Annotated in this window: 23 protein-coding genes; 9 read left to right on the top strand and 14 right to left on the bottom strand. The window is 48.1% G+C overall.

All coding sequences use genetic code 11. The features are described 5' to 3' along the window. The first annotated feature begins 439 nt into the window (after positions 1-439). Together C7B65_RS18660 and larE are read left to right on the top strand one after the other, a co-directional pair. Positions 440-2,299, top strand: a complete 1,860-nt coding sequence (locus tag C7B65_RS18660) for an ATP-binding protein (RefSeq protein ID WP_083583107.1) — start codon at positions 440-442, stop codon at positions 2,297-2,299. Positions 2,300-2,328: 29 nt separating this feature from the next. Then, positions 2,329-3,159, top strand: a complete 831-nt coding sequence (gene larE, locus C7B65_RS18655) for an ATP-dependent sacrificial sulfur transferase LarE (RefSeq protein WP_280523190.1) — start codon at positions 2,329-2,331, stop codon at positions 3,157-3,159. A gap of 7 nt (positions 3,160-3,166) precedes the next feature. On the opposite strand, the gene C7B65_RS18650 is transcribed toward larE, so the two are convergent. Together C7B65_RS18650 and C7B65_RS18645 are read right to left on the bottom strand one after the other, a co-directional pair. Beyond that, the gene (locus tag C7B65_RS18650) at positions 3,167-3,571 is read right to left on the bottom strand and encodes a type II toxin-antitoxin system VapC family toxin (RefSeq protein ID WP_073074237.1); all 405 of its coding nucleotides are present in this window, start codon (positions 3,569-3,571) and stop codon (positions 3,167-3,169) included. Further along, positions 3,568-3,798, bottom strand: a complete 231-nt coding sequence (locus C7B65_RS18645) for an AbrB/MazE/SpoVT family DNA-binding domain-containing protein (RefSeq protein ID WP_073074238.1) — start codon at positions 3,796-3,798, stop codon at positions 3,568-3,570. The genes C7B65_RS18650 and C7B65_RS18645 overlap by 4 nt, the downstream gene beginning before the upstream one ends. A 245-nt stretch (positions 3,799-4,043) precedes the next feature. Between C7B65_RS18645 and C7B65_RS28450 the strand changes: the two genes are divergently transcribed. Further along, a complete protein-coding gene (locus tag C7B65_RS28450; RefSeq protein WP_073074239.1) occupies positions 4,044-4,283 on the top strand; it encodes an excalibur calcium-binding domain-containing protein in 240 nt (79 codons plus the stop codon). A 36-nt stretch (positions 4,284-4,319) separates the two neighbouring features. Here the strand turns inward: C7B65_RS28450 and C7B65_RS18635 are convergent, their stop codons facing one another. Beyond that, the gene (locus tag C7B65_RS18635; RefSeq protein WP_073074240.1) at positions 4,320-6,512 is read right to left on the bottom strand and encodes a DEAD/DEAH box helicase; all 2,193 of its coding nucleotides are present in this window, start codon (positions 6,510-6,512) and stop codon (positions 4,320-4,322) included. Between the two features lie 328 nt (positions 6,513-6,840). Here C7B65_RS18635 and C7B65_RS18630 point away from each other — a divergent pair, with 328 nt between their 5' ends. Further along, entirely contained in the window at positions 6,841-7,530 is a 690-nt protein-coding gene (locus tag C7B65_RS18630) for a hypothetical protein (RefSeq protein ID WP_143162089.1), read from the top strand. Between the two features lie 335 nt (positions 7,531-7,865). Here the strand turns inward: C7B65_RS18630 and C7B65_RS18625 are convergent, their stop codons facing one another. Continuing rightward, on the bottom strand, positions 7,866-9,197 hold the full coding sequence (locus C7B65_RS18625) for an ATP-binding protein (RefSeq protein ID WP_073074260.1): 1,332 nt from the start codon (positions 9,195-9,197) through the stop codon (positions 7,866-7,868). Positions 9,198-9,685: 488 nt separating this feature from the next. Between C7B65_RS18625 and C7B65_RS18620 the strand changes: the two genes are divergently transcribed. The 5 genes from C7B65_RS18620 (at position 9,686) to C7B65_RS18600 (ending at position 13,201) form a co-directional block, all read left to right on the top strand. After that, entirely contained in the window at positions 9,686-10,504 is an 819-nt protein-coding gene (locus C7B65_RS18620; protein ID WP_106254093.1) for a PEP-CTERM sorting domain-containing protein, read from the top strand. A 103-nt stretch (positions 10,505-10,607) separates the two neighbouring features. After that, a complete protein-coding gene (locus C7B65_RS18615) occupies positions 10,608-10,967 on the top strand; it encodes a hypothetical protein (RefSeq protein ID WP_073074261.1) in 360 nt (119 codons plus the stop codon). Positions 10,968-11,184: 217 nt separating this feature from the next. Then, a complete protein-coding gene (locus tag C7B65_RS18610) occupies positions 11,185-11,535 on the top strand; it encodes a YtxH domain-containing protein (RefSeq protein ID WP_073074243.1) in 351 nt (116 codons plus the stop codon). Between the two features lie 10 nt (positions 11,536-11,545). Continuing rightward, positions 11,546-12,184: a DUF948 domain-containing protein gene (locus C7B65_RS28445; RefSeq protein ID WP_219898645.1), complete on the top strand. Its 639-nt coding sequence runs from the start codon at positions 11,546-11,548 to the stop codon at positions 12,182-12,184. Positions 12,185-12,391: 207 nt separating this feature from the next. After that, positions 12,392-13,201, top strand: coding sequence for a TPM domain-containing protein (locus C7B65_RS18600; protein ID WP_073074244.1), 810 nt, complete (start codon positions 12,392-12,394; stop codon positions 13,199-13,201). 216 nt (positions 13,202-13,417) lie between these two features. Here C7B65_RS18600 and C7B65_RS18595 read toward each other — a convergent pair whose 3' ends face one another. The 10 genes from C7B65_RS18595 to C7B65_RS18550 form a co-directional block, all read right to left on the bottom strand. Next, a complete protein-coding gene (locus tag C7B65_RS18595; protein WP_073074245.1) occupies positions 13,418-14,125 on the bottom strand; it encodes a gamma-glutamyl-gamma-aminobutyrate hydrolase family protein in 708 nt (235 codons plus the stop codon). Positions 14,126-14,182: 57 nt separating this feature from the next. Beyond that, a complete protein-coding gene (locus C7B65_RS18590; RefSeq protein ID WP_073074246.1) occupies positions 14,183-14,965 on the bottom strand; it encodes an ABC transporter permease in 783 nt (260 codons plus the stop codon). A gap of 1 nt (position 14,966) precedes the next feature. Continuing rightward, complete coding sequence (locus C7B65_RS18585; RefSeq protein ID WP_073074247.1) at positions 14,967-15,755, bottom strand: ABC transporter permease; 789 nt, start codon at positions 15,753-15,755, stop codon at positions 14,967-14,969. A 38-nt stretch (positions 15,756-15,793) separates the two neighbouring features. Then, positions 15,794-15,934: a type II toxin-antitoxin system RelE family toxin gene (locus C7B65_RS28440; RefSeq protein WP_219898644.1), complete on the bottom strand. Its 141-nt coding sequence runs from the start codon at positions 15,932-15,934 to the stop codon at positions 15,794-15,796. 159 nt (positions 15,935-16,093) lie between these two features. After that, positions 16,094-16,336, bottom strand: coding sequence for a hypothetical protein (locus C7B65_RS18575; RefSeq protein ID WP_073074248.1), 243 nt, complete (start codon positions 16,334-16,336; stop codon positions 16,094-16,096). Positions 16,337-16,376: 40 nt separating this feature from the next. Next, on the bottom strand, positions 16,377-16,775 hold the full coding sequence (locus C7B65_RS18570; protein ID WP_073074249.1) for a hypothetical protein: 399 nt from the start codon (positions 16,773-16,775) through the stop codon (positions 16,377-16,379). Further along, positions 16,772-17,035 (bottom strand): type II toxin-antitoxin system RelE family toxin, encoded by a 264-nt coding sequence (locus tag C7B65_RS18565; protein WP_073074250.1) that lies wholly within the window; start codon positions 17,033-17,035, stop codon positions 16,772-16,774. Before C7B65_RS18565 ends, C7B65_RS18570 begins: the two co-directional genes overlap by 4 nt. Beyond that, positions 17,028-17,297 (bottom strand): hypothetical protein, encoded by a 270-nt coding sequence (locus C7B65_RS18560; RefSeq protein ID WP_073074251.1) that lies wholly within the window; start codon positions 17,295-17,297, stop codon positions 17,028-17,030. Before C7B65_RS18560 ends, C7B65_RS18565 begins: the two co-directional genes overlap by 8 nt. Positions 17,298-17,322: 25 nt before the next feature. After that, complete coding sequence (locus C7B65_RS18555; protein WP_223257447.1) at positions 17,323-20,148, bottom strand: HEAT repeat domain-containing protein; 2,826 nt, start codon at positions 20,146-20,148, stop codon at positions 17,323-17,325. A gap of 172 nt (positions 20,149-20,320) precedes the next feature. Continuing rightward, entirely contained in the window at positions 20,321-21,304 is a 984-nt protein-coding gene (locus C7B65_RS18550; protein ID WP_073074253.1) for an ABC transporter ATP-binding protein, read from the bottom strand. Positions 21,305-21,740: the final 436 nt, after the last annotated feature.

Genomic DNA, 21,740 nt, shown 5'->3' with positions numbered 1-21,740 from the left:
ACCCCGATCGTGATTTTGCCAGACGCTGCCGTCTATAAAATCGAGTCCTAAGTGTATAGGGTACAGGATGAGGCACCCATATAACTTCGGTTCTCAAGTTCTATTGTCTGAGGTGCGCTGGCATTCGCTATATTTCCGATCGAGTGTTTAGTGCTTCTGCTTCTTTGAGAAAAGTAGTCCTGTCAATTCTAGAAGGGTTACGTAAGTGTCAGTTCTCCTATTTTTCCCATCTTCACACTCAATTTACGGATCATTCAAAAAACGATGGCTTCATCAGGTTTCTGTTAAGTCGGCAGACGGAAAACTTCTGCTGAATTTCCAGGTAGGATAAAGAGAAGTCAGTCATGCGAAACGTTGATCGCTTTGTGCTTCAAATCACCCAACATTTGTGACCACGCGACCTCATTGACAACGCTCTCCAGAAGCTTGGGGCAACTTTATGGATGTTTGTGAAGCAAACGATTTAGACTGTCGCGAGGCAGGCCGGTCTCTTCGCCAAGTTTTGATCCAAGCAGGGGCTAATTCATCGAATCTAGCCGCAGAACTCTGGGTCGAACGCTTCCTCAATCATCTCGCCACGGGTTTCAATCACTGCTTAAGTCAAACCGTCCCAAATCTTGAAGCGTCACTTTGGCAGAGGTTAGCCGATGACTTGAGCCAGGCACTAGCAGGAGAAGTGATCGCGATCGCCCTTCCCGCTTCAGATCGCGATCAGTTTGAGATTCAACACACTGCTTTTGTTGAGTCAACTCCGTCAAGCTGTGGGGCTAGAACATCGTTGAATTTAAAGTCTGGCAACCTGATCACCCAGGCTCAGTTAGATCACCTTCAGAGTCAAAGCTGGCAAAGTGCCTGGAAAATTGGCGACCCATCAGACCCGATCGGCTGGCTGATTGTGGCTCCGTTGTCGCTGGCGATCGAGGGGCAATTTGCAGATGTCCTGCTCGCGCAAATGCGCTCAACTCTGGTGCAACGAGCCATCCTTCAAGCCACTCAAGCAGTGCAACAGGCGCGATCGGTGCAGCGGCTCCAGCATCAGTGTCAGCAATTGAGCGATCGCAACCGTGAACTCGCTCATACCAATCAGCTAAAAAGTGAGTTTTTAGCCAACACTAGTCACGAGATTCGCACGCCGCTCACCTCTATTTTGGGCTTTACTCACTTGCTGCGAGAGCAGGGATATGACTTTGACAATGTGCGCCATCACGAATATCTCAAGATTATTCTCAGTAGCGGTCAGCATTTATTAGCCCTGATCAACGATATTTTGGATCTGTCTAAAATCGAGGCGAATCAGCTAGACCTGCAACTCGAACCGATCGAGGTGTCTCACCTGTGCCAAACCGCCTTAAAGCTGGTCAAAGAAGCAGCCAACAATAAAGGGTTGTCGCTTCAGCTAGAGATTCAACCTCAATTGCCGACGCTGATCGCTGACCCGCTTCGGCTCAAGCAGATGCTGTTCAATCTGCTGTCAAATGCCCTCAAGTTTACCTCACGGGGAGCGGTGGGCTTAACCGTGCGAGTGGCGGATGACACGCTACACTTCGTGGTTTGGGATACTGGTAAAGGAATTTCGCCCGCAGAACAAGATCTTCTGTTCAAACCTTATGCTCAACTGGCAAACGCCGTGCCAGGAGAAGGCACTGGGTTGGGGCTTGCCCTGACTCAAAAACTCGCTGAACTTCATGGCGGTTGGGTAACTATGCAATCTGAGTCGAATCAAGGGTCACGATTTACGATCGGACTGCCGCTCATTAAAGAGGCTTCTGTGATTCAGCTCCCAGAAACCCAGACAAACCCTGATCTGAGTTCTACGATCGCCCCCGCTGCTCAAATCGCGACTGCCGCCGACCCAGCAAAACGGACGTTTTCTCTTCCCACTCCGCCAGTTGAAAAGAGACATTTGCCTAAAGCGAGTCGTCCCTACAACATTCTTTTGGTCGAAGACAACTTGCACAACGCTCGGCTGATGATCACCTGTCTGTGCAAGTTGGGCTATGAAGTTACCTGGGCAAAAGACAGCACCGAGATGTGGCAATCCCTCAAGCCACCGTTTCCGGCACTGATTTTGATGGACATTCACCTGCCGGGTGCAGACGGGCTAACGTTGACCAAACAACTGCAAGCCAGCGATGCCTATCGGAGGATTCCGATTATTGTGCAGACGGCAATGGCCATGAAAGGCGATCGAGAACGCTGTTTAGAAGCAGGCGCGATCGACTATCTCTCAAAGCCAATTGATCTGGCAACTCTAGCGCAAATGGTAGCGAAGTATAGCGACGCAGGAAATGAGATCTAGAGTGTAGGGTAGAAGAGAGGTTTTCTTTCATGACTATGCTGCTACAAAAACTAGAGCAACTGACCACTCTATTCGCCGAAATGGAGACAGCAATGATTGCTTACTCTGGTGGCATTGATAGCACATTGGTTGCCAAGATTGCTGTCGATGCTTTGGGCGATCGTGCGATCGCCATTACCGCCGAGTCTCCTTCTCTATTGCCCGAAGATCTAGAAGATGCGCGAGTTCAGGCGGCTGAGATGGGGATTGCTCATAAAGTTGTGCAAACTCACGAGATGGACAACCCCAATTACAGCAGCAACCCAGTCAATCGCTGCTATTTTTGCAAAAGTGAGTTGCACGACACGCTGAAACCGATGGCAATGCAGTGGGGTTATCCCTATGTGGTAGATGGCGTGAATGCGGATGATTTGCACGACTATCGTCCTGGCATTCAGGCGGCAAAAGAACGCGGGGCACGATCGCCCCTTGCCGAAGTCGGAGTCACCAAAGCCGAAGTGCGCGAACTCTCAAAACATCTCGGTCTGCCCTGGTGGGATAAACCGTCTCAACCGTGTCTGAGTTCGCGGTTTCCCTATGGCGAAGAGATTACGATCGCTAAACTTCAGCGAGTCGGACGATCGGAGGTCTATTTACGAAAGTTGGGTTGGCAAAATTTGCGCGTTCGTTCAGAGGGTGACACCGCTCGCATTGAGGTATTGCCCGATCAGGTTAAAGAGTTTGTGATCCAAACCGATTTGCCTCAACTTGTCTCAGCCCTTCAGTCCTATGGGTTTCTCTATGTAACGTTGGATCTAGAAGGCTACCGCAGCGGCAAGCTCAATCAGGTACTAGAACTTGCTGCGGCCAATCAGAAATAATAGTATTTTAGGACGGAGAAATGAGAGTGAGATTGGGAAAGTAGGTGCGGTAGCGATTGGCATCACGGGTAATGAGTGGCAACTGTGAAACCGTGGCATGAGCGCCAATGTAAAAGTCAGGCATTGGCGCAGTTTTGGTGCCACCGCGACGACGATAGATGAGGAAGCTTTGCCCTGCAAGAAAGGCGGCTTCCCAGGGTAAAGCGAAGCGTTGAAAGAGAGTTTCGGGGAGTGCAGCTAGGAGTGCGGCTTCTTGGGGAAATCCAACGGCGATTTCGGCGTAGATGATCGGGTTGATAGCAAGTTTATCTTGGCGAGCGTAGGTCGTAAGTTGATGGGTTGACCAGCTAAACCAATTTGGATCGTTGGTGAGGATATCGAGAATGATGTTGCTATCGACGAGGACGGTCATGGGGTTTCGCCATCGCGTGTGAGGCTAATGATTTGATCGGTGGTAACGTGCTGAAGCGTTCCACGCATGGTGGCAACCCAAGTTGAGATCGGATCGGCGGGTTGTTTTTTCTTGATATAGAGGCGGTTGCCTTCTATTTCAAGTTCGAGTTCGGTTTCGGGTAGAATTCCAAATTGATCGCGGATTTCGGGAGGAATCGTGATCTGTCCGTCTGGAGTGAGGTGCATGGTGAGCAGGTTACAAGATGGGGCGTGATTTGATTTTAGCCCTTCAATCCTACGGGTTTCTCTATCTCACATTAGCTCTAGAGAGCTACCGCAGCGGCAAGCTCAATCAGGTGCTAGAACTTTGCTGCGGTTAATCAGAAATAACCGAGAGGCGCGATCGCTGCATCACCACTGATCGACCATGATAGTATCGCGACTCAGTTCAAAGGTTATATTAATGATCAAATCATAGCTTTGGTTGCTAAATGAAATCGTTTGCTCTAACCTGTGCTTTAACTGCACTGGTATCGTCACCTTTTCTGCTGGCTGCTCTATCTTCTACGGCAAAAAACTGCGATCCCGCCTATCCGAGTGTTTGCATTCCTTCCCCGCCGCCTGACCTGGATTGTAAAGACATTTCTTATCGCAACTTTAAAGTGTTGTCTCCCGATCCGCATCGGTTCGATCGCGACAAAGACGGCATCGGCTGTGAGAAAAAATCATAAGCAAAGCGCTTACACAATCAAGTGTGCGAACAATTTCTACCAGCGTTGAATTGTTTTTGCTAAATCTTGCAGGTTTAGGTAGTCCACAACAAAGCTTTTTTGAAGTAGCTCAAGCGGAATGAATTCGTCATATTTTTGCAGTTGAGGAACTTCGTCTGAGTTGAGCAACTCATCCGCGTTCAGTCGTCTTTCTGTCAGCGATCGGATCTCATAGTCCAGACTTTCTAGCTTGCACTTACCGAGTCTGACGATTAGGAAATAGGGCGATCGTGCCTTGATGCTTTTTAGCCCTAATGTCTCTTTGCAGTAGACCCGCAAAAAGCGCTCCAGTGTGCGAAAAGCCATCGTGCCTGCCCAGGGAAAAATGCAGCAAAGCGCTTCATCTAGAAGCACGATCGAGTGATTGAATAATCCCGTTTTGTGTGCCAACCCGCGAGCTAACTGCAATCGCTGCTTTGCGCCTGCTTGCAAATATGAATAGTCAGTAGACTCTTGCAGAACTTGCCGCATGCGTTGCAGCACCCGATCGTGAATCTCGCCTGCACTGCCTCGCCAAGAACTAGAGGTTGCAGTTTTTTGACTCACTTGCACCGCAATCACTTTTTTCTTGGCATCGACTTCTAGCACTTCCCAAACTCGTCCTGCTAGAGAGATGCGATCGCCCTCTCCGGGCGGCACGACAATGCTGCCGATGGCTTTTCCGTCGCGTTTAACCACGTAATCTTCAACATCAGGGAAAATGGCGTAAAACTTAAAATTTCGGGCGATCTTTTCGCCTCGCAATCCGATAATCAGCCCACCTTCAGCCGTTTTCTGGATGTGATCAATGTCGATTAAATGCCTCAATAACTGCCGAAAATCATTTTGTGAAATGGCACGAAACGGCGGCAGTGTTAGCACCTGTTCAGCCAGCGCCGAGGGTGAAAGCTCTCCTCGCGAAGCCAACACGCTGATCGTTTGGTGATAGAGCAAACTAAACGGATATTGCATCGATCGAGCTGGCTCAATCCACTGCTCTTCGAGATAAAGCTGAATGACCGCAATGCACTGCAAAAGCTGCCAGGGCAACTGTTCGGGCAATAATTCTTCACCCGTGGGTCGCTCTTCTGCACAGACAAACCGCATCTCAGCCGCGCCACCTCGTCTGCCCGATCGCCCTAATCGCTGCAAAAAGCTGGCAACCGAAGCAGGCGCTTCAAGCTGAATGACGCGATCGAGTTGCCCCAAATCAATGCCCATTTCAAACGTCACCGTCGCGGCAGTTACGGCTGGCGTATCAGGTTTTCGCATCGCCGTTTCTGCGGTTTCTCTCAAAGCGGCTGAAATGCTGCCGTGATGAACGTGATAAATATCGGGAAATCCTTTAGCGTGGGCGATTTCTCGCAGTGCTGCGATCGCCTCTTCAGTTGCGGTGCGCCCATTGGCAAAAATCAGACATTTGCGCCCTTGACTTTGATTAAACAGATGCAAATGATAAGGGTTAAACGCTGAATCTTTGGTTTCCCCGATCGCTCTCACAACCATTCCAGGATCATAGAAATGCTCTAGCGAAAGCTGAATGTTGCGCTGCCCGTCTTCGATTTGTGGCGTACTCACCGATCGAGTGGTGCCCGATCGCAGCCAGTTTTCTGCCAGTTGATAATCTCCCAGCGTTGCAGAAAGTCCGATTCGGCGCGGTTGATTGTGAGTGAGTTGGGCGAGACGCGAAAGCTGACAGAGAATCTGTGCCCCACGATCGCTGCCAATAAAAGCATGAATCTCATCAATCACGATAAATCGCAAATCGCCAAAGACGCGATCGAGATCAGCGCTTTTATTAATCAGCAGACTTTCTAATGACTCTGGGGTGATTTGCAAAATGCCGCGCGGATCGGTGAACAGCTTTTTTTTGCGGCTTTGAGTCACGTCTCCGTGCCACGCCCATACGGGAATATCGGCGTATTTTAAGAGATCAGTTAAGCGATCGAACTGATCATTAATCAGTGCCTTAATCGGGCCGATATACATCGCACCCACCGACTGAGGAGGATTTTCACACAACAACGTCAACACGGGTAGGAATGCTGCCTCTGTCTTTCCAGATGCCGTTCCTGCTGCAATCAGCAAATGATTGTCTGTATCGAATACAACACGACAAGCTTCGATTTGAGCCTGTCTCAGATCAGTCCAGCCATTGCTATAAATATAATCTTGAATAAAAGGAGCAAGACGCTGGTAAGAATTCTGCATGAACACTAATTCTCAGTAAAGTAAAATCACTGGTAAACCTTGAGAAATTAAAAACCTAAAACTAAATCAGTTCAGAGTTTTCAATCACTAATACTTCATTCAGCTTTTTTTGCGGCTCAAGTTAAGGCAGGGCAAGGATCGTCACATTCTACGCTCAAGATATCGTTTTGGTCAAAATCCTTTTATGATAAATAAAATCTATCTTCCGATGGATTGAGAGACCGCTCCATTGTTAGATAACCTGCACAAGGCTCACAATTTTAAAGCGATGAGTCCTAAATATAGTCAGATACTCACGGAGACAAAATTTACTATGCTGAGAAAAATCGTGGCTGCTAGTGTTATTGCAGTTTTGACAGGCTATGCCTTACCGGGAGCGGCCCAATCGATCGATACCAATCTCGCTCAAACCCCAACAACACCTACAGAAACTCAGCCAACGACACCTACAGAAACTCAGCCAACAACACCCTCTACAGAGACGACTCCTATAACGCCTTCAACCACAACTACAGACCCGATTAAAACCCCTTCTACCGAGACGCAGCCGACGGCTCCTACCGAGACGCAACCGATGACTCCTACCGAGACGCAACCGACGACTCCTTTGCCATCTACTCAGCCAGTCACCCCAGAACCCACGACCACGACCCCATCTACTACTCCGTCTGCTGAGGTAAAGCCCGGCGACGCAACGGCTACAACAACGGTGCTCTCAGAAGAAACGATCACGGGCATCAAAGAAGTTTCATTTCCGACCCCGCCCGTCACGCCTGCCTTTTTTACATTGCCGATCGAGCTTCGGGTTGTGAAAGATCCGGCAATCACCAGCAATACGCCGATCACCGATAAGAATGCTACTGACCTTTCAGCCTGGTCAAGTGCGATCAGAGCTTGTGCGATGGATAGACCTGCGTTTGTCCGCATGGTCGGTGATCAGCAAGTGCCCTTCATGGTCAATGGCACCGAAGGGAAAGTCAGACTGAATGCAAACGACAAGCCCGTTTGTAGTGGTTAATTTTTTCTAAGTCATTCCATTGGCTACTTAGAAATTTCTAATGATCAGGGAGTCGATCGCGATCGGCTCCCTGATTTTTTGGGGTGCGATCGCTTTAGCAATGCTTTTGTGAATGGGTCATTTGTCATATATCTCATGTGCCAAATGACCCATGTCAAATTAATCAAGATCTAAAGACGTGAATTCGACGACTTCGTTATCAGTCCATCGCGCCCCCTAAATCCCCCAACTTTGGGGACTTCAAGTCAAAATTTCCGGTTCAAAGTCCCCCATTCTGGGGGATTTAGGGGGCAGAAGCCGCTCTTGACGAATCGATAAATCTCATCGAATTCACGTTAAAGAGTGAATTCTGCAAACTCGCCGTTGGGTTTTGCTTGGGCAACTTTGCTGACTCGACTCGGTTGAAAATCTGAACGCTGCAAAAGTTGACTTAGAGATAGGTGAGGGTTTTGATGCAAGATATTTAACACGCTCATAAAATCGCGCACAATCTCACCGGGAGTCAACAATTTATCAGCCCCGACTCGATCGCTAATCACGCTCAAAAATTCCTTTAATTCCTGCGACGAGAGCGTCTTGCTGTAGTCGTAGTGGTGCTTGTGCATTTCTGCTAATCGTTGCAGCAATTGCAAAACTTCAGATTGGCTCAACGGCTCTAAGCGAATCACGGGCGCGATCGTATCGACCATGCCACTCTGACTAACTAACGCACTTTGAGCCGTGCGCCGTTGCCACGCCGGGTCACTATAAAGCCCCCGTCGCGGATCTTCTAAAAATTGGGGAGTGCCTCCAATCACGATCCCCAAATGTGACACTCTACCTTGCATCACATCGTTAAACATCGCCAGCAGTTTGTCGTAGTTATTTTGACGAGACACCGTAGTTGAAATTTTTAGCAGGTGAATCACTTCATCTAACACAATGATCAGACCTTTATAGCCAATGTCTGCAACAAATCGAGCCAAAAGCTTGATGTAGTCATACCAGGTATCATCGTCAATAATTACCCGCACCCCTAACGCAGCTTTTGCCTCTGTTTTGGTCGAAAATTCTCCTCGCAGCCAGCGCAATGCTGACTCTTTCTTGAGATCATCATCACTGCGGTAGCCGGACCAATAAGCAATGATTACGTTTGCAAACTCAAATCCATTTACCAAGTCTGCAACATCTTGAGTGACGGCTCGAATTTTGGCTTCTATGTGAGCATCAAACCCCCGATCACTAGACTTCAAACCTGTCTCCTGTGCCACTTGAGTTTGAATTCCGGCAATCCAGCGCTCTAAAATCATGGTCAACGCACCGCCATCAGGTCGGCTCTTAGTCGTGAGATTATGCATCAGTTCTCGATAGGTCGCGAGGCTAGAACCATTCGTTCCGGCGAGGCGACGATCGGGCGTGATATCGGCATCTGCAACCACAAACCCTTGCTCCACGGCATGACTGCGGAGCAATTGCAGCATAAAGCTTTTCCCGGCTCCATAACGCCCGATCACTAGGCGAAACGTCGCACCGCCCGCCGCAATATTACTTAAGTCTTGCAGCAGCGTCGCGACTTCTTTTTCTCGCCCCACAGCAATGTGATCTAGCCCCAAGCGGGGAACAACTCCTGCCCCTAATGCGTTGAGTAAAGCAGTGGAGACTCGCTTAGAGAGTTGAGACGGTGCCATAGAGTTGCGCGTGAAGTGAATCGCAACCAGCGTATCACTGCTGATAGCGAACGATCGCTTTATCAACGTTGGGAGCTTGCCCGAAAGCACACATTTAAAAAAGATCTGTGAAGTCTCGCTTTACTTTATGCAGTTTTTAACTCAGTGCCTATACTAATTCTTAGATTAGATTTATCTAATGAAATGAAAACTTGAAAATCGGGGATCTTTTATCTGCTAACTCTTTGAATAATCAGGACTCCTAAAGGACTTTCAACCGACGTGCGATATATCACTCACTTCAGCAAATTTATCGAAGATCCTCCGCCAAAACTCGTAAGTTAGAGCGATTTTTCCCGGAAATCCGTTAAATGCTCAGTAGTAATAGCACAGTAGGAATGATTAAGTAATTACTAGCAAAATACGGATGAGTTGTCTGGAACCATCCCCCATGTCATTTCACTCGTTCCTGAATGTATCGCTCATTATCCCGCCGGCGGAGTAGTCTCATGTTTCAGCAATTTACAGCAAGACTCGTCACCCTAAGCACGATCGCAACCCTCTCTTTTTCGTCTGCGGTGAACGCCGTCACAGTCTACCAGATTGACGATGGAAAGAGTGAGGCTGCCGTGGGGCTGACTCCCAGTTCTTGTACTGCGACTTCCCCTCCGATCCCTAGAACCAATCCGCCCCCCGTTTTTGGCGATTTGCTATGGCTCAATTCTTTCAACACCAGAGCCGGGGGCGAATTTATTGACTCGATCGATGTCGTTTGGGGCGCACGGGTCACTGATCCCTGCACCAAAACCGAATTGCTTGACAGCGGACTCTCAAATGAACCCGCAAAAGTTTTTTTATACACCGACGCTAACGGAGACGGACAGCTAGAGCTTTTAGCTGAAAAAGATACGATCGTTCGCCCTCCTGATCCAAAGCGTCCTGACATTTTTTCTAGAATTGTGCTTGACCAACGCCAGCAAGTCAGTGGAACTTTCTATGTAGCGGCTCTGTTTCCTAACCAGCTAGAAGGACAATTTCCGGCGGCTCTCGATATTCCACCCGCTGGCACACCTCCTAGAGCCGGGAAGTCTTGGCTAGCTTTTAGCACCTCTTCTGGCACCTCTACCAGCCCGTATTTTGCTCCTAGCGTCGATCCGCTTTTAAAGCTGACCAATGATAACGTCTACACTGCGGGTTATTGGCTATTGCGCGCCAACGGCAGTGCAGCCCCCTTAAAATCGGTTCCAGAGTCAACGTCAGTGATTGGTTTGGTGGCGATCGCCACTTTGAGCGCCGGAACGCTGCTCAGACGGAAACCAAAATCTTGATATCTCCCTGATTGCGGACTCGCTCTCTTAAGCGGTGGCGCTATGATATTGAGCATTAGTTGCAACTGCGAACCTCTTCCGTAGAAACACAAAAATGCTGACAATGGTGACAACGGTTGTGACGATCAATCTGCTCTTAGCGCTAGGCTGCTTTTATATAGCGTGGAAAGTGTGGCAGTTTAGACGAGCGATCGCCACCGCAGCCGATGCCCTGCTGATCGCCGAGCAACACACCCACGCTGTGCTACACGGTGCCCCCGACGCGATTCTCAGAGGGCAGATTGGGACTCACCAGCTTCGACAGAGCTATCAGAAATTAGAACCTCAATATCAGCAAGTCAGACGAGCACTGGCACTCTTGAGTTTAGGGCAAACAGTTTGGAGACGGCGCGCCCAATTTTTGCCTCTTCCAAAAATGTCTCAGCGAACCTTTAGAACGTCGAAAAACAAACCGAGAAAATAATCAACGGTGCCCCTTTACCCATAAATTTCCTTTTGCAAGGGTCTTAGCTCCCAATCTTGAGATACTTTATAGAAGACAGACGAGTCAGTGGCTCTACTGAAATCTTTGAGATCTGTCCTATGGCTTGGAAGGATTCAGCAAGACTCTGGCAGAATAGGGTTAACTTACCCAAACGCAAGGTCTGAGTAGGTGTTAACAAAGGATTAGTGCGAGAATTATGTCAAACAATCGTTCTGGATTTTTGGGAGGAATAATCATCGGAGCTACCTTTGGAGCGATCGCAGGTCTGTTGGTCGCACCTCGTACCGGACGTGAAACTCGGCAGCTAATCAAAAAATCTGCTGATGCTCTCCCAGAGTTGGCAGAAGATTTATCAACGACTGTGCAACTTCAAGCAGATAGACTCTCAGAAACCGCTTTACGAAACTGGGATGGCACTTTGGGGCGGCTACGCGAAGCTGTTTCTGCGGGGCTAGATGCGACCCAGCGCGAACACCAACTGCTCAACCGCACCGAGGTGGAACCACCCACTGACTCTCAGCCTCCTTTACGCGATCGTTTGCTATAGGCGAAATCTGGTGATTGATCCCATCTTCTGGTTAGGACTCTCGATCTTATTGGTGGCGGTGAGCATTGCTGCCGTCTTGATTGTCATGGTGCCTGCCATTCAAGAGTTGAGCAGAGCCGCTCGCAGTGCCCACAAGCTGTTTGATACGCTCAATCGTGAGCTTCCTCCCACGCTAGAGGCGATTCGGCTGACGGGGCTAGAGATTACTGAACTGACAGACGATATTAGTCAGGGCGTTCAGAGTTCGAGTCAGGTCGTTAAGCAGGTTGATCAGAGCATTAGCGGGGTTAAACAACAAGTCCAGAAGGCTCAAACTACAAGTCGAAGCGTGTTTGCCGGAGCCAAAGCTGCTTGGAAAACCCTAACTCAGCCTGCTCCCAAAACGAGACGTGACCGCCTTTCTTCATCCACACGTAACTCGATCGATTTGAACGAATCTCGTCGCCCTGAGCCTAATAGTGAACCCCTCGATCGACCCTATGCCTCTCCAGGCTATCTCGCTTATCCTGAAGTCGATGACTTAGGCAATGAAATCTTGGAGTTAGACTCCCATTCGTCAGAGGTGGCTAGAAACGGACTTCGCGATCCTCTGAGAGACACCCACGATCGCAGTGATCAACAACCGACTCGGAGTGACAACAATTTTTAGTCTTTCTCGGCGTGATGATCACAGGCACCTGCAATGGGTGCCTTTTTTAGGCAAAATTTATCAAGCAAATTGACTCGGTTCCCCTTAGCCTCCTAATATTAGATTAGAGTGAACAAATGTAAAGAAAGGTAAGCCTGACTACGCTTGCCGCTGTGATCCCCTCAGACATCCGTTCATCTCGTTTAATGACCCCTATCTCAAACGTCAATGCACTATTTTTTGAGTCGCCCTTTTTGGAAGGCAGTCACCGTCTTTTGTCTAACGCTCTCGATCTGGACGATCGCTCCCGCAGCCCAGGCTTATAACAACCCAGATTTATTGCCCGATCAGCCCACAAATGTGATTGACTTGGCAAAGATCTTAACCGCAGTCCAGGAAGAGACGCTCTCTAAGAATCTGGGTGAATTTGAGGCCGAGACGGGTTGGAAACTGCGGGTGCTAACTCAGTTTGATCGCACTCCTGGCACTGCCGTTAAACAATTTTGGGGACTCGATCGTAAAAGTGTGATGCTGGTCGCCGATCAGCGAGGGGGCAACATTCTCAACTTTAGTGTGGGAGATGACTTCTTCCCCCTGCTCTCACGGACTTTTTGGATCGAGCTGCAAACCCGATTTGGCAATCAATTTTTTGTTCGTGAAAACGGGGAAGATCAGTCAATCATTCAAGCCTTAGATGCTGTCAAACTGTGCCTACGTCAAAACGGCTGTAGCGTCGTTCCGGGGTTGCCGAGAGAACAGTGGATTCTGACACTCGTAACTTCGACGATCGGAGGCGTGATTTTTGGATTTGCCGGGCAGCCTCGCAAAGGTCAAGAAGGTCAGGGCTTTTCGTGGCAGTGGGCGCTGATCTTCTCGCCGCTTTGGGGCATTTTGTTTCTCGCGTTTGGGGTCGGCCCGGTGGTGACTCGCACGTCTGACTGGCTGCCTCTGTTTCGCAATGTGTCAGGGTTTGCATTGGGTGCACTGGTGGCATTTTTAGCTCCAATGCTTAGAAAATCGTCTGCCCCTGAACTGTGAGAATTCGGTTCTCAGGTTAACGTCAGTTCGACAGTAGTCGTTCGCTTCGGTGATGAATTCGGGAGAGCTACCTAAATCCCCCGGTTCAAAGTCCCCTAATTTGGGGGGATTTAGCGGGCAGCCCGGACTGGCAACCGCAGCGAAAAGCTTCATCGAATTCACGTAAAATTAACACCCTGATCACGACGTTGAGCGAAACCGGGTTGTTGCCACGCTCTAGCGCTTTCTGCTCCTTGCCGCCTCAACAAATGCCTGAAATAATCGCTGATGAGCAGGATCTTGAGCCGACATTTCTGGGTGCCACTGAAGAGCAAACATCCACGGATGATGTTGATGCTCGATCGCTTCTATCACTCCATCAGAGGCTTTCGCTACCACTTTCCATTCAATGGGCAGATTCCGTACGGCTTGGTGATGCCAGGTGACGATCGTCGCTTGGGTAGTCCCCAAAATGGTCGCTAGTCGGCTTTCGGGCAGAATATCAACCTCATGCTGAGTCGGGCGACGGGGATGATCGAGCCGATGCGCGATCGCGGTTCCATAAATATCTGGCACATGCGTCACCAAATCGCCACCACTCGCAACATTAAGCATTTGCATTCCCCGACAAATTCCTAGCACGGGAATCGAGGCGGTTAGCGCTAGTTTCGCTAAGGAAAATTCAAATTCGTCTCGATCGGGGTCAACCGAATAAATCGTCGGGTGAGCCATTCCGCTATAGAGCGTCGGACTGATATCACCACCTCCGGGCAAAATCAGTCCATCTAATATGGCAAGAATCTGTCTGAGATCGGGTTGATTAGGCGGCAACAAAATTGGAGTTCCGCCAGCCGCTTGCACCGCATCGACATAAGTTCCGGGTAAGCAGAGTTCACCTGCTTCGTTGCGGCTATGATTTGGGATTCCGATGATTGGCGAAGCCATGATTGCAAGGTGAAGAGTCCGACTTCTATTGTGCCTCCTCTACTTACTATTCTGCCCTTAGCTAGATGCGCTTGTATAAAAACGCAACGCAAAGCGCCAGAAAAATCGAGACGCAAAGAGAAGCGCGATCGCCAGCAAAGCCGCTGCGATCGTCCACCCTAAATTCGTTCGACCCAACATCGCTTCTGAAGGAATGGTTGTCAGAAAGGCCACGGGAACCACAAACGTGAAAAAGAATCGATAGGTAGCCGGATATGCCGCCATCGGAAATCGACCCGCTTCGAGCAATCCTCGCAGCACCTCAGTGACGTTATAGATTTTTACAAACCAGATGCTCGTCGCCCCTAACATAAACCAGAGGCTATAGAGAATCGCCAACCCAAAAGTGAGCGGAATTAAACTCGACAGATAGTTTTGCAGCCCAACTCCCAGACGACTGCCCGCATAGATGACAACAATCAGCCCGAATATCAAATCAGGTAAGCCCCACGGAGACAGCGTATGAGTTGACAGCCAAAACTGTGAGCTAATCGGCTTGAGCAAGACAAAATCCAGCGTTCCTTGCTGCACATGGCGCACGATGCGATTGAGATTTGGAGCCAAAAACGTCGCCGAAAAGCCTTCTAGCAGCGTGAACACTCCGACCACAATCAGGGCTTCTTCCCATCGCCAACCCGCAAAGGTGTAGCCCGTTCGGTAGAACAAAAACAATCCGAATAGACTCCCAGCAAGTCCGCCCAGACTGGTGAATGCTGCTACCAAAAAGTTTGTACGATACTCAAGTTCTGTCGCGATCGACGTACTCCAAAACAGCATCAACAAATCCCAGTATCGCTGCATACTAAGCTCCCATTCCCGAATATTGCTTAAGTCCTTTGCGCCAAAGCCACCGATTTAAGACAAAGAACACCACGCCCCAAATCAGCATCACGAGAAACCCTTGCCCAATATTTGTCGGCAAACCTACTAAGATGCTGGCCGGAAAATTAACCAGATAGGGAAACGGCGTAAACAGTGCGATCGTTCTCACCACTGGCGGAAACACTTCTAACGGTGCAATCACGCCCGATAAAAATAAATAAAACAAAAACCAAAATTCTTGCAGCGAACTTGCACGCTCCGTCCAAAACGACAGCATCGCAAACGTGTATTGAATGATGAATTGCAGTGCGAACGCTAACACAGTCGCAATTAGAAATAGTAATAAGTTAGTAGAACTCGGTAGCCAGAACGCGGCAGGATATAGCCAGAAGAATAGCCCAATTAATAAAAACGCAAACGGCAATCGCGCAAATTTTTCTGAAATGTGAGAGATGACGTGATAGAAAACAGGGTCGATCGGCTGCATTAATCGAAATGACAATTTGCCTTCAACGACCTCTCGCTCAAACTCCCAAATCACCCAAACAACGGTTAACTGTCTGACGAGAAACACCGCCAAAAAATAGCGGGCAAAGTCGGTTGGAGACAACCCAAAGTTGCCTTGCTGGGCTGCCTGAGTCCATACGCCCATGAGAATGATCGGCAACGAGCCAGACAGCACCCACAAAATGAGTTCTGCGCGATACTCCACCATATAGGCGTAGTAAACGAGCAGCATTGTTTTAATCACTCTAAAAAGTCGCTTCATCGCTTTTGATTAATTGATGTGCATTAAATGTATTGAAGTTAATTGTCTCGATAAACATCTTGACGATGAGCCATGATCACAATGGTAATGATCGAACTGGTTTGACTAAACTCACTCGTATTTTCTGCATTCGTTTGGCTGCTTTCTTTAACTGTATAAATGACCCGCCAGTCACCCACTCGATAGCGAAAATAACCAGCATATACACCTTTAAGTTTTTGATGTTTGCACGGCTGTATGGGTCTTGACGTAACTGTTCAAAACAGCGATTTAACCGACGAACTAAAGAAGGGTCTGCCTGTTCATAAAACTTCTGTGCTTTGCGTGTGAAATTTAATTCAATCATCTCTGCGGATGCTGTCGAAAGACACCACTTCTCCCACATCAGCCTCTTGTACTGCCTCAAGAAATGCGGCTTCGAGACCCGAAATGTTCAATAATTCCTGAGTAGCTTCATTGACCTCACGATCTTCCAAGTAGGCTAAAAAGTCACTGGCGACTCGCAGCCGTTCAGGAGAAAGCTGTCTGAGACGCTTCTCTGCTTCCTGTAAAAGATTGATCGTTTCTTGCGCGGATTCCATTGCGAACCTCTTTGGTAATTTGAGCGTTTGTAGGGATTGTTTATTTCACATCTTCGCTCACGCCTTCAAGAAATGCGATCGCGCCTTTTGCCCAAACATTATTTTCTGCAAAGTGTTCGCCGACTTTGACACCTGCTTTTTTGCCGCCCTTCCAAAGCCGCTTGAGGCTGAGGAAGTTTTGCCAGCGCTGCGGGTCTTGCGCTTCGATCAGTTTCGCTTCTACTTCAATGATTTGAGGAACAGCGATCGGGTCTGCAAGATTGGGATATTTCTGCTGGAGTTGATCAACGAACTGCTTGTAGTCTGTTAGTAAGATTTCAAAATTTTGCTCTGTCGTTGACTGATCTTGCGTAATGATCATGTCTCCTTCTACATTGCCTGCAACTCCACCTGAAACAGAACCGTGAAAATTTTGCTGTACTTTAGGAGTGTTGTTCATGAGTCGTATGCCTCGCTGCGATGTTTGATAGTGAGAATGGAAACGATCTGGATGTCATCGTCGATCGTATAAAGAACGCGATAGTCGCCTGTGCGAAAACGGTAGATGCTTGCAAAGTCGCCTTTAAGTGGCTTGATGTTGGGATGTATGCGAGGATTTTGTTCGAGATGGATGAAGCATCGAGCGACTTTTTTGGCAGTAGCGCGATCGAGCTTGATGTAGAGTGCTTCGGCATCTGGATGTAAGACGACTTCATACATCAGAACGAAGTTCTCTCCAGTTTTTGAATTGACTGGTGGGGGTGGATTGGGCTTGCTTGAGTTTGGTCAGGAGATTGGGGTCGGTGCTGAGTTCTTGTGTGGCTTCGTGGGAGGCTTTGTCGAGGAGATAGGCGGCGAAGTCGGTGAGGGTTTGGAGATGCTCGATCGAGAGTTGGGGTGAGATCTCAATGAGTTGGGCTTGGAGGGCTTGAGATTGTGCGATCGCGAGATCAGTTGTGTCAGGGTGGTTGGCTAAGTTCATAGAATGGTTTTGGGGTTGGCTGGGTTTATTCTACTGAATCGGGTGGAGGCGTGATTAGATTGCCTTCGACGTTACCTGCAACAGCACTAACTGGGGCGTAGAAGTTTTGAGTGATGGGAGAGCGATCGCTGTTTTGGCTGGTTTGTCGATCGGGCTTCTGTGCTTCCAGATAGGCTTGAAAGACTTCGTAGTTGTAGAAATTCCAGCGCTTTTGGATTACTTTGATCACTTTCAAGAATTCTAGAGATGAAGACGAGTAATGCCAGAATTCAGATAGTAGTTGAGGATTTCCTAGCTTGCCAAGTGCTTCTATTGCTTCTGCCTTGGCATCGTTAAACTTACTTTTTAGAATAAGTTGAATCAGTCTCGGTGTAGCCAATTCATATAGTGCTTGTAGGGTTGATGCTGGGATAGGATGCTCTGAAAACCTTCCCAGTACATATATAGCCTTCCAGCAGATATCCTGATCTTCATGATCAATCGCTGTGATTAGCATCGGAATAGCACTAGTCTCGCCGAGATAGCCTAGTGAAATAGCTGATCGGTAGCGAGTATGATAGTCTTCGTCTTGAATTTTTTCAAAGAGTTCACGGAAAGCTATTTCGTCTTTCCCCGCCGCTTTAAATATATCAGCCACTGCCCAAGATATTTCAAAGTTTGTATCTTGAAGCGCCTGAAATAATCCTTCGATTGCATCTTCAACTCCTATTGTCATAAGTGCTTTAGCAGCGCGTATACGCAAATCAGAGTCTAACCATTCATTCTCTAAAATCTGTAAAAGTCCAGGTACTGCTGTTTCATGAGAAAGTTGTATGAGCGACTCGGCTGCTACTTCACAAACTTCTGGCTCTTTATCTTCTAACGCTTGGATTACACCAGCGATCGCAGGAGGAGTGCCTATTTTTGACAAGGCTAAAACAGCTAATCCACGTACTAATTCTTCTTCATCTTTCAGAGCATTGAGTAATCGTGGTATGACTCTTTCACATCCTAAGAGACCAAGCGCAAGGATATAGGTTATGTGAGTATCATCATCTAATGTGGCAAGTAAGACAGGAATAGCTGTTTTATCCTCCAGTTTCTCTAACATCTTTGCAAATTCCTCCCATACGCAAGCCTCTTCAGGTTCTAGAAGATTTTGAATTAGTCTATGGATTGAAGGATAGATGTCTTGTTGAATTGGTATAGGTAATACTTTCTCAACTGTGGCTGAATTGCCCACACGCAGTTTATGAACTGTTGCATTTTGAGCAAGAGATTTAACTGTAGATCTGCCTTCTAGCTTCTTTAAAGCTTGATTTATTCTGTGTTTAATATCGGAAGAATCCGTATTCAAGGCGATTTGGCGTAATCCGGCGATCGCTACTCTGCTTCCAATTTGTTCTAGAATTCGGATTGCTAAAAACTGAACAGAAGAGGGATTGCTATTAATTGCTTGAGGAATCTTACAGATAGCTTGATCACTGCCAATTCTTCCTAATGCCTTAAGCGTAATGCGTAGATCTTCTTTGTCCTCCAGTGCTAGACATAACTCTGGAATAGCAGCTTCAGAGTGCATTTCATCCAGTAGTTTAATTTTCAAGACTTTGGAGACTTTCAGGGTAGTTACCAAGTTCAGTGTTTTGACTTGGTATTCCCATTTGACTTCCCCTGCCATACGTGCGCCCAGCATCTTATCAACCTCAATCGCTAATTGCGTCAATTTCAGCGCCTGATCTTCGCTCTCCACTAGAGCTAATACCGTTGCGACAGGCTCCGTCCACTTCAGATAATTGAGATACTTCTGTTTCAGTTGCTCATCATCCAACTGCGGCAACTGCTCCAATAACGCCTCTGCCGCATAATATTCCTGAATCAGTTGATGGCGAAACTCGATTTGGTCTACGCTTCGATTTTGCAGCAGATGGTATTTGAGCAAGTCATCCAAAATATCTCGACCTGGAAACTGCTCTTTCGGGAAAACTCTGCTTAATTCGCTTTCTGCTTCATTTCGATCGATGACCACTCGAAAATCAACAGGTGTCTCTCCCTGCATCATGAGAAACGCCAGAGCTTTCAACGCCTTTTTCCACAATCTACGATCGCTAAGCGGTCTCACATCTCCTTTTAACAGGGCGACTTCATGCTTACGAACACTGCTGATTTCATACATAGCTGTAAAAGCCTGAAATACTTCTGCCAAATTAGAAGGCAATCGATTATCAGGAGTTTGTTGGATCACTTCACACAGCATCCACAGCAGCAGTGGTGTTTGCCCAAACTCTCGCAATCGATCGTTTAACTGCCGCAGCATTTGCTCTGCTTGCTCTGGCACACACGATCGAATAAACGCTTGCATCTGCACTTCTGTGAGCGGCTGCATTTCTAATTTCTTTTCAATCCCTAGATCTCCCCCAAGGCTCAAATCTCGCGTAGTAAAGATCATCGGCAGCTTGGGATGATTGCGCCGAAAAGCAGAAAGCTGAGATCGAGCCTCTTCAGATGGCAACTCATTCACACCATCGAATAAGAAGAGCATTTCCTTCGGAGTTGCGCCCTGCGCTAATCGAGACAACACAGGTTCAAGTTCTTGAGCCGTTAACGGAAGCTCATGTCGGGCAAACGCCTCGCAAATCAGGTCAACGATCGAGCCTTGCCAATAGCGCAATTCCACCAGAACCGGAATGCTCGTTTGCTGAGTTGCCTCGTCGAGTAACAATCGTGCCAACGCTGTTGATTTTCCCGATCCCGGTCGTCCAACCAATAAAACATGGTTTTTTGCATATTTACGAACGCCTTCAAGAACGGGAAATCGTTCAACTTTCTCTTCTTCCCCTGGTTTTCGGCTCTCTTTTTTTACAGTCTGAACCATTAGCCCAAAGTTAAACGGCGACTGCAACTTATTCTTTGGCTGCTGCTTTCCTGATGCATCCGTCGGCGTGTAATTTTCCGACCACTGCTGATAGCGATCGCAAATTGACTTTAGATATGGCTGGACATCGGGCAAGTCAGACATACGGGTAGCAGATGAGAGGCTTTATTACTTATGATACGGTTCCTGCTTGAAAGACTCGCCCGATGACTTCCTCGATCGGAGGGTCAATCACCGTCAAATCTAAAATCTCTAAATCTCCTAAAAGCTTGGCAACCGTGCGAGTCAGCGCTTCTTGTGGCACCAGAAACCGCGCTGAGTGTTTGTCTGATTCTTGCAAATCTCCATAGAGCCTGAGTTGATCTTTAGAATAAGTCTGAGTAAACTCGATGCTGATTTCGCGACACGGAGAGAAGCGATCGACCAACCCTTCTAAGCTGCCGTCATAAATCAGTTGCCCCAAGTGGATCATCAACACTCGCTTACACAGCGCTGTAATGTCTGCCATATAGTGGCTCGTCAACAACACCGTCGCCTGATAGCGCTGATTATATTCGCGCAAAAACTCTCGCACGGCGACTTGGGCGTTGACATCTAATCCCAGCGTCGGCTCGTCTAAAAATAAGACTTGTGGCTGGTGCAAAAGGGCGGCGAGCAGTTCGGCTTTCATCCGTTCGCCTAAAGAGAGTTTGCGAACAGGTTGCGTCAGTTTGCCTTCCAGAGATAGCATCTCGCTGAGTTCGCCGACCCGTCGATCGAGCGCATTATCCGAAATTCCATACACTGCCGCATTAATCCGAAAAGAATCAACCGCAGGCAAATCCCAGATCAATTGCTGCTTTTGCCCCATCACCAGCGTCACTTGTCTGAGAAACGCCGCACGACGATCGAACGGAAGATGGCCCGCAACCGTAACGCGCCCTTCTGACGGGTGAATCAAGCCTGTAAGCATTTTCAGCGTCGTAGTTTTTCCGGCTCCATTTGCGCCCAAAAAGCCCACCACTTCTCCCGGTTCAATCTTAAATGAGACATCTTGAACCGCTTTCACCTGACGGTAGTTGCGCTTAAAGAAATGGGTCAACGTCCCTTTCAATCCAGATTCTTTAACGGCAACAGGGTACATCTTGCTGAGATGTTCGACCACGATCGTAGACATAGGTTCTTGATTTCTAGTAGATGCGAGTAAGGAGCGATCGCCTGAAATTTTTCGCAGGACTGTTTCAAGCCTAAATGATTTAGAAGGAGCAAAGAAAACTTGTTTTCCCTGCTCCTCCGACGATCTCAGCGCGTTCCTGCTTTAGGTATACTGAAAAGACCGCTCTTAGAGATCTACCTGAAGGAATTTTCTATCTTGAAGATCTGACGCAACAGTGTCATTTCCGCAATTGTCAGCATGAGCAAGACCCGGGTTGTGCGATTCAGCAGGCAGTAGCAGAAGGGCGACTCGATGCAGCACGGCTGCTGAGCTATCAGAAGTTGCAGCGAGAACTTCAGTATGCAAGTCGTAAACAGGATGGGAGCATCCCACCTTTGCGATGAGTATTCATACTCAGTGCCAACCTCGCCATTCAATTGGACAATCTAATAGAAGT

This window comes from Phormidesmis priestleyi ULC007 (assembly GCF_003003695.1).
In the GTDB taxonomy this organism is placed as follows: Bacteria; Cyanobacteriota; Cyanobacteriia; order Leptolyngbyales; family Leptolyngbyaceae; genus Phormidesmis_A; species Phormidesmis_A priestleyi_A.
The sequence above is the reverse complement of the archived record's forward strand: the minus strand, read 5'-3'. Positions and strand labels throughout refer to the sequence as shown.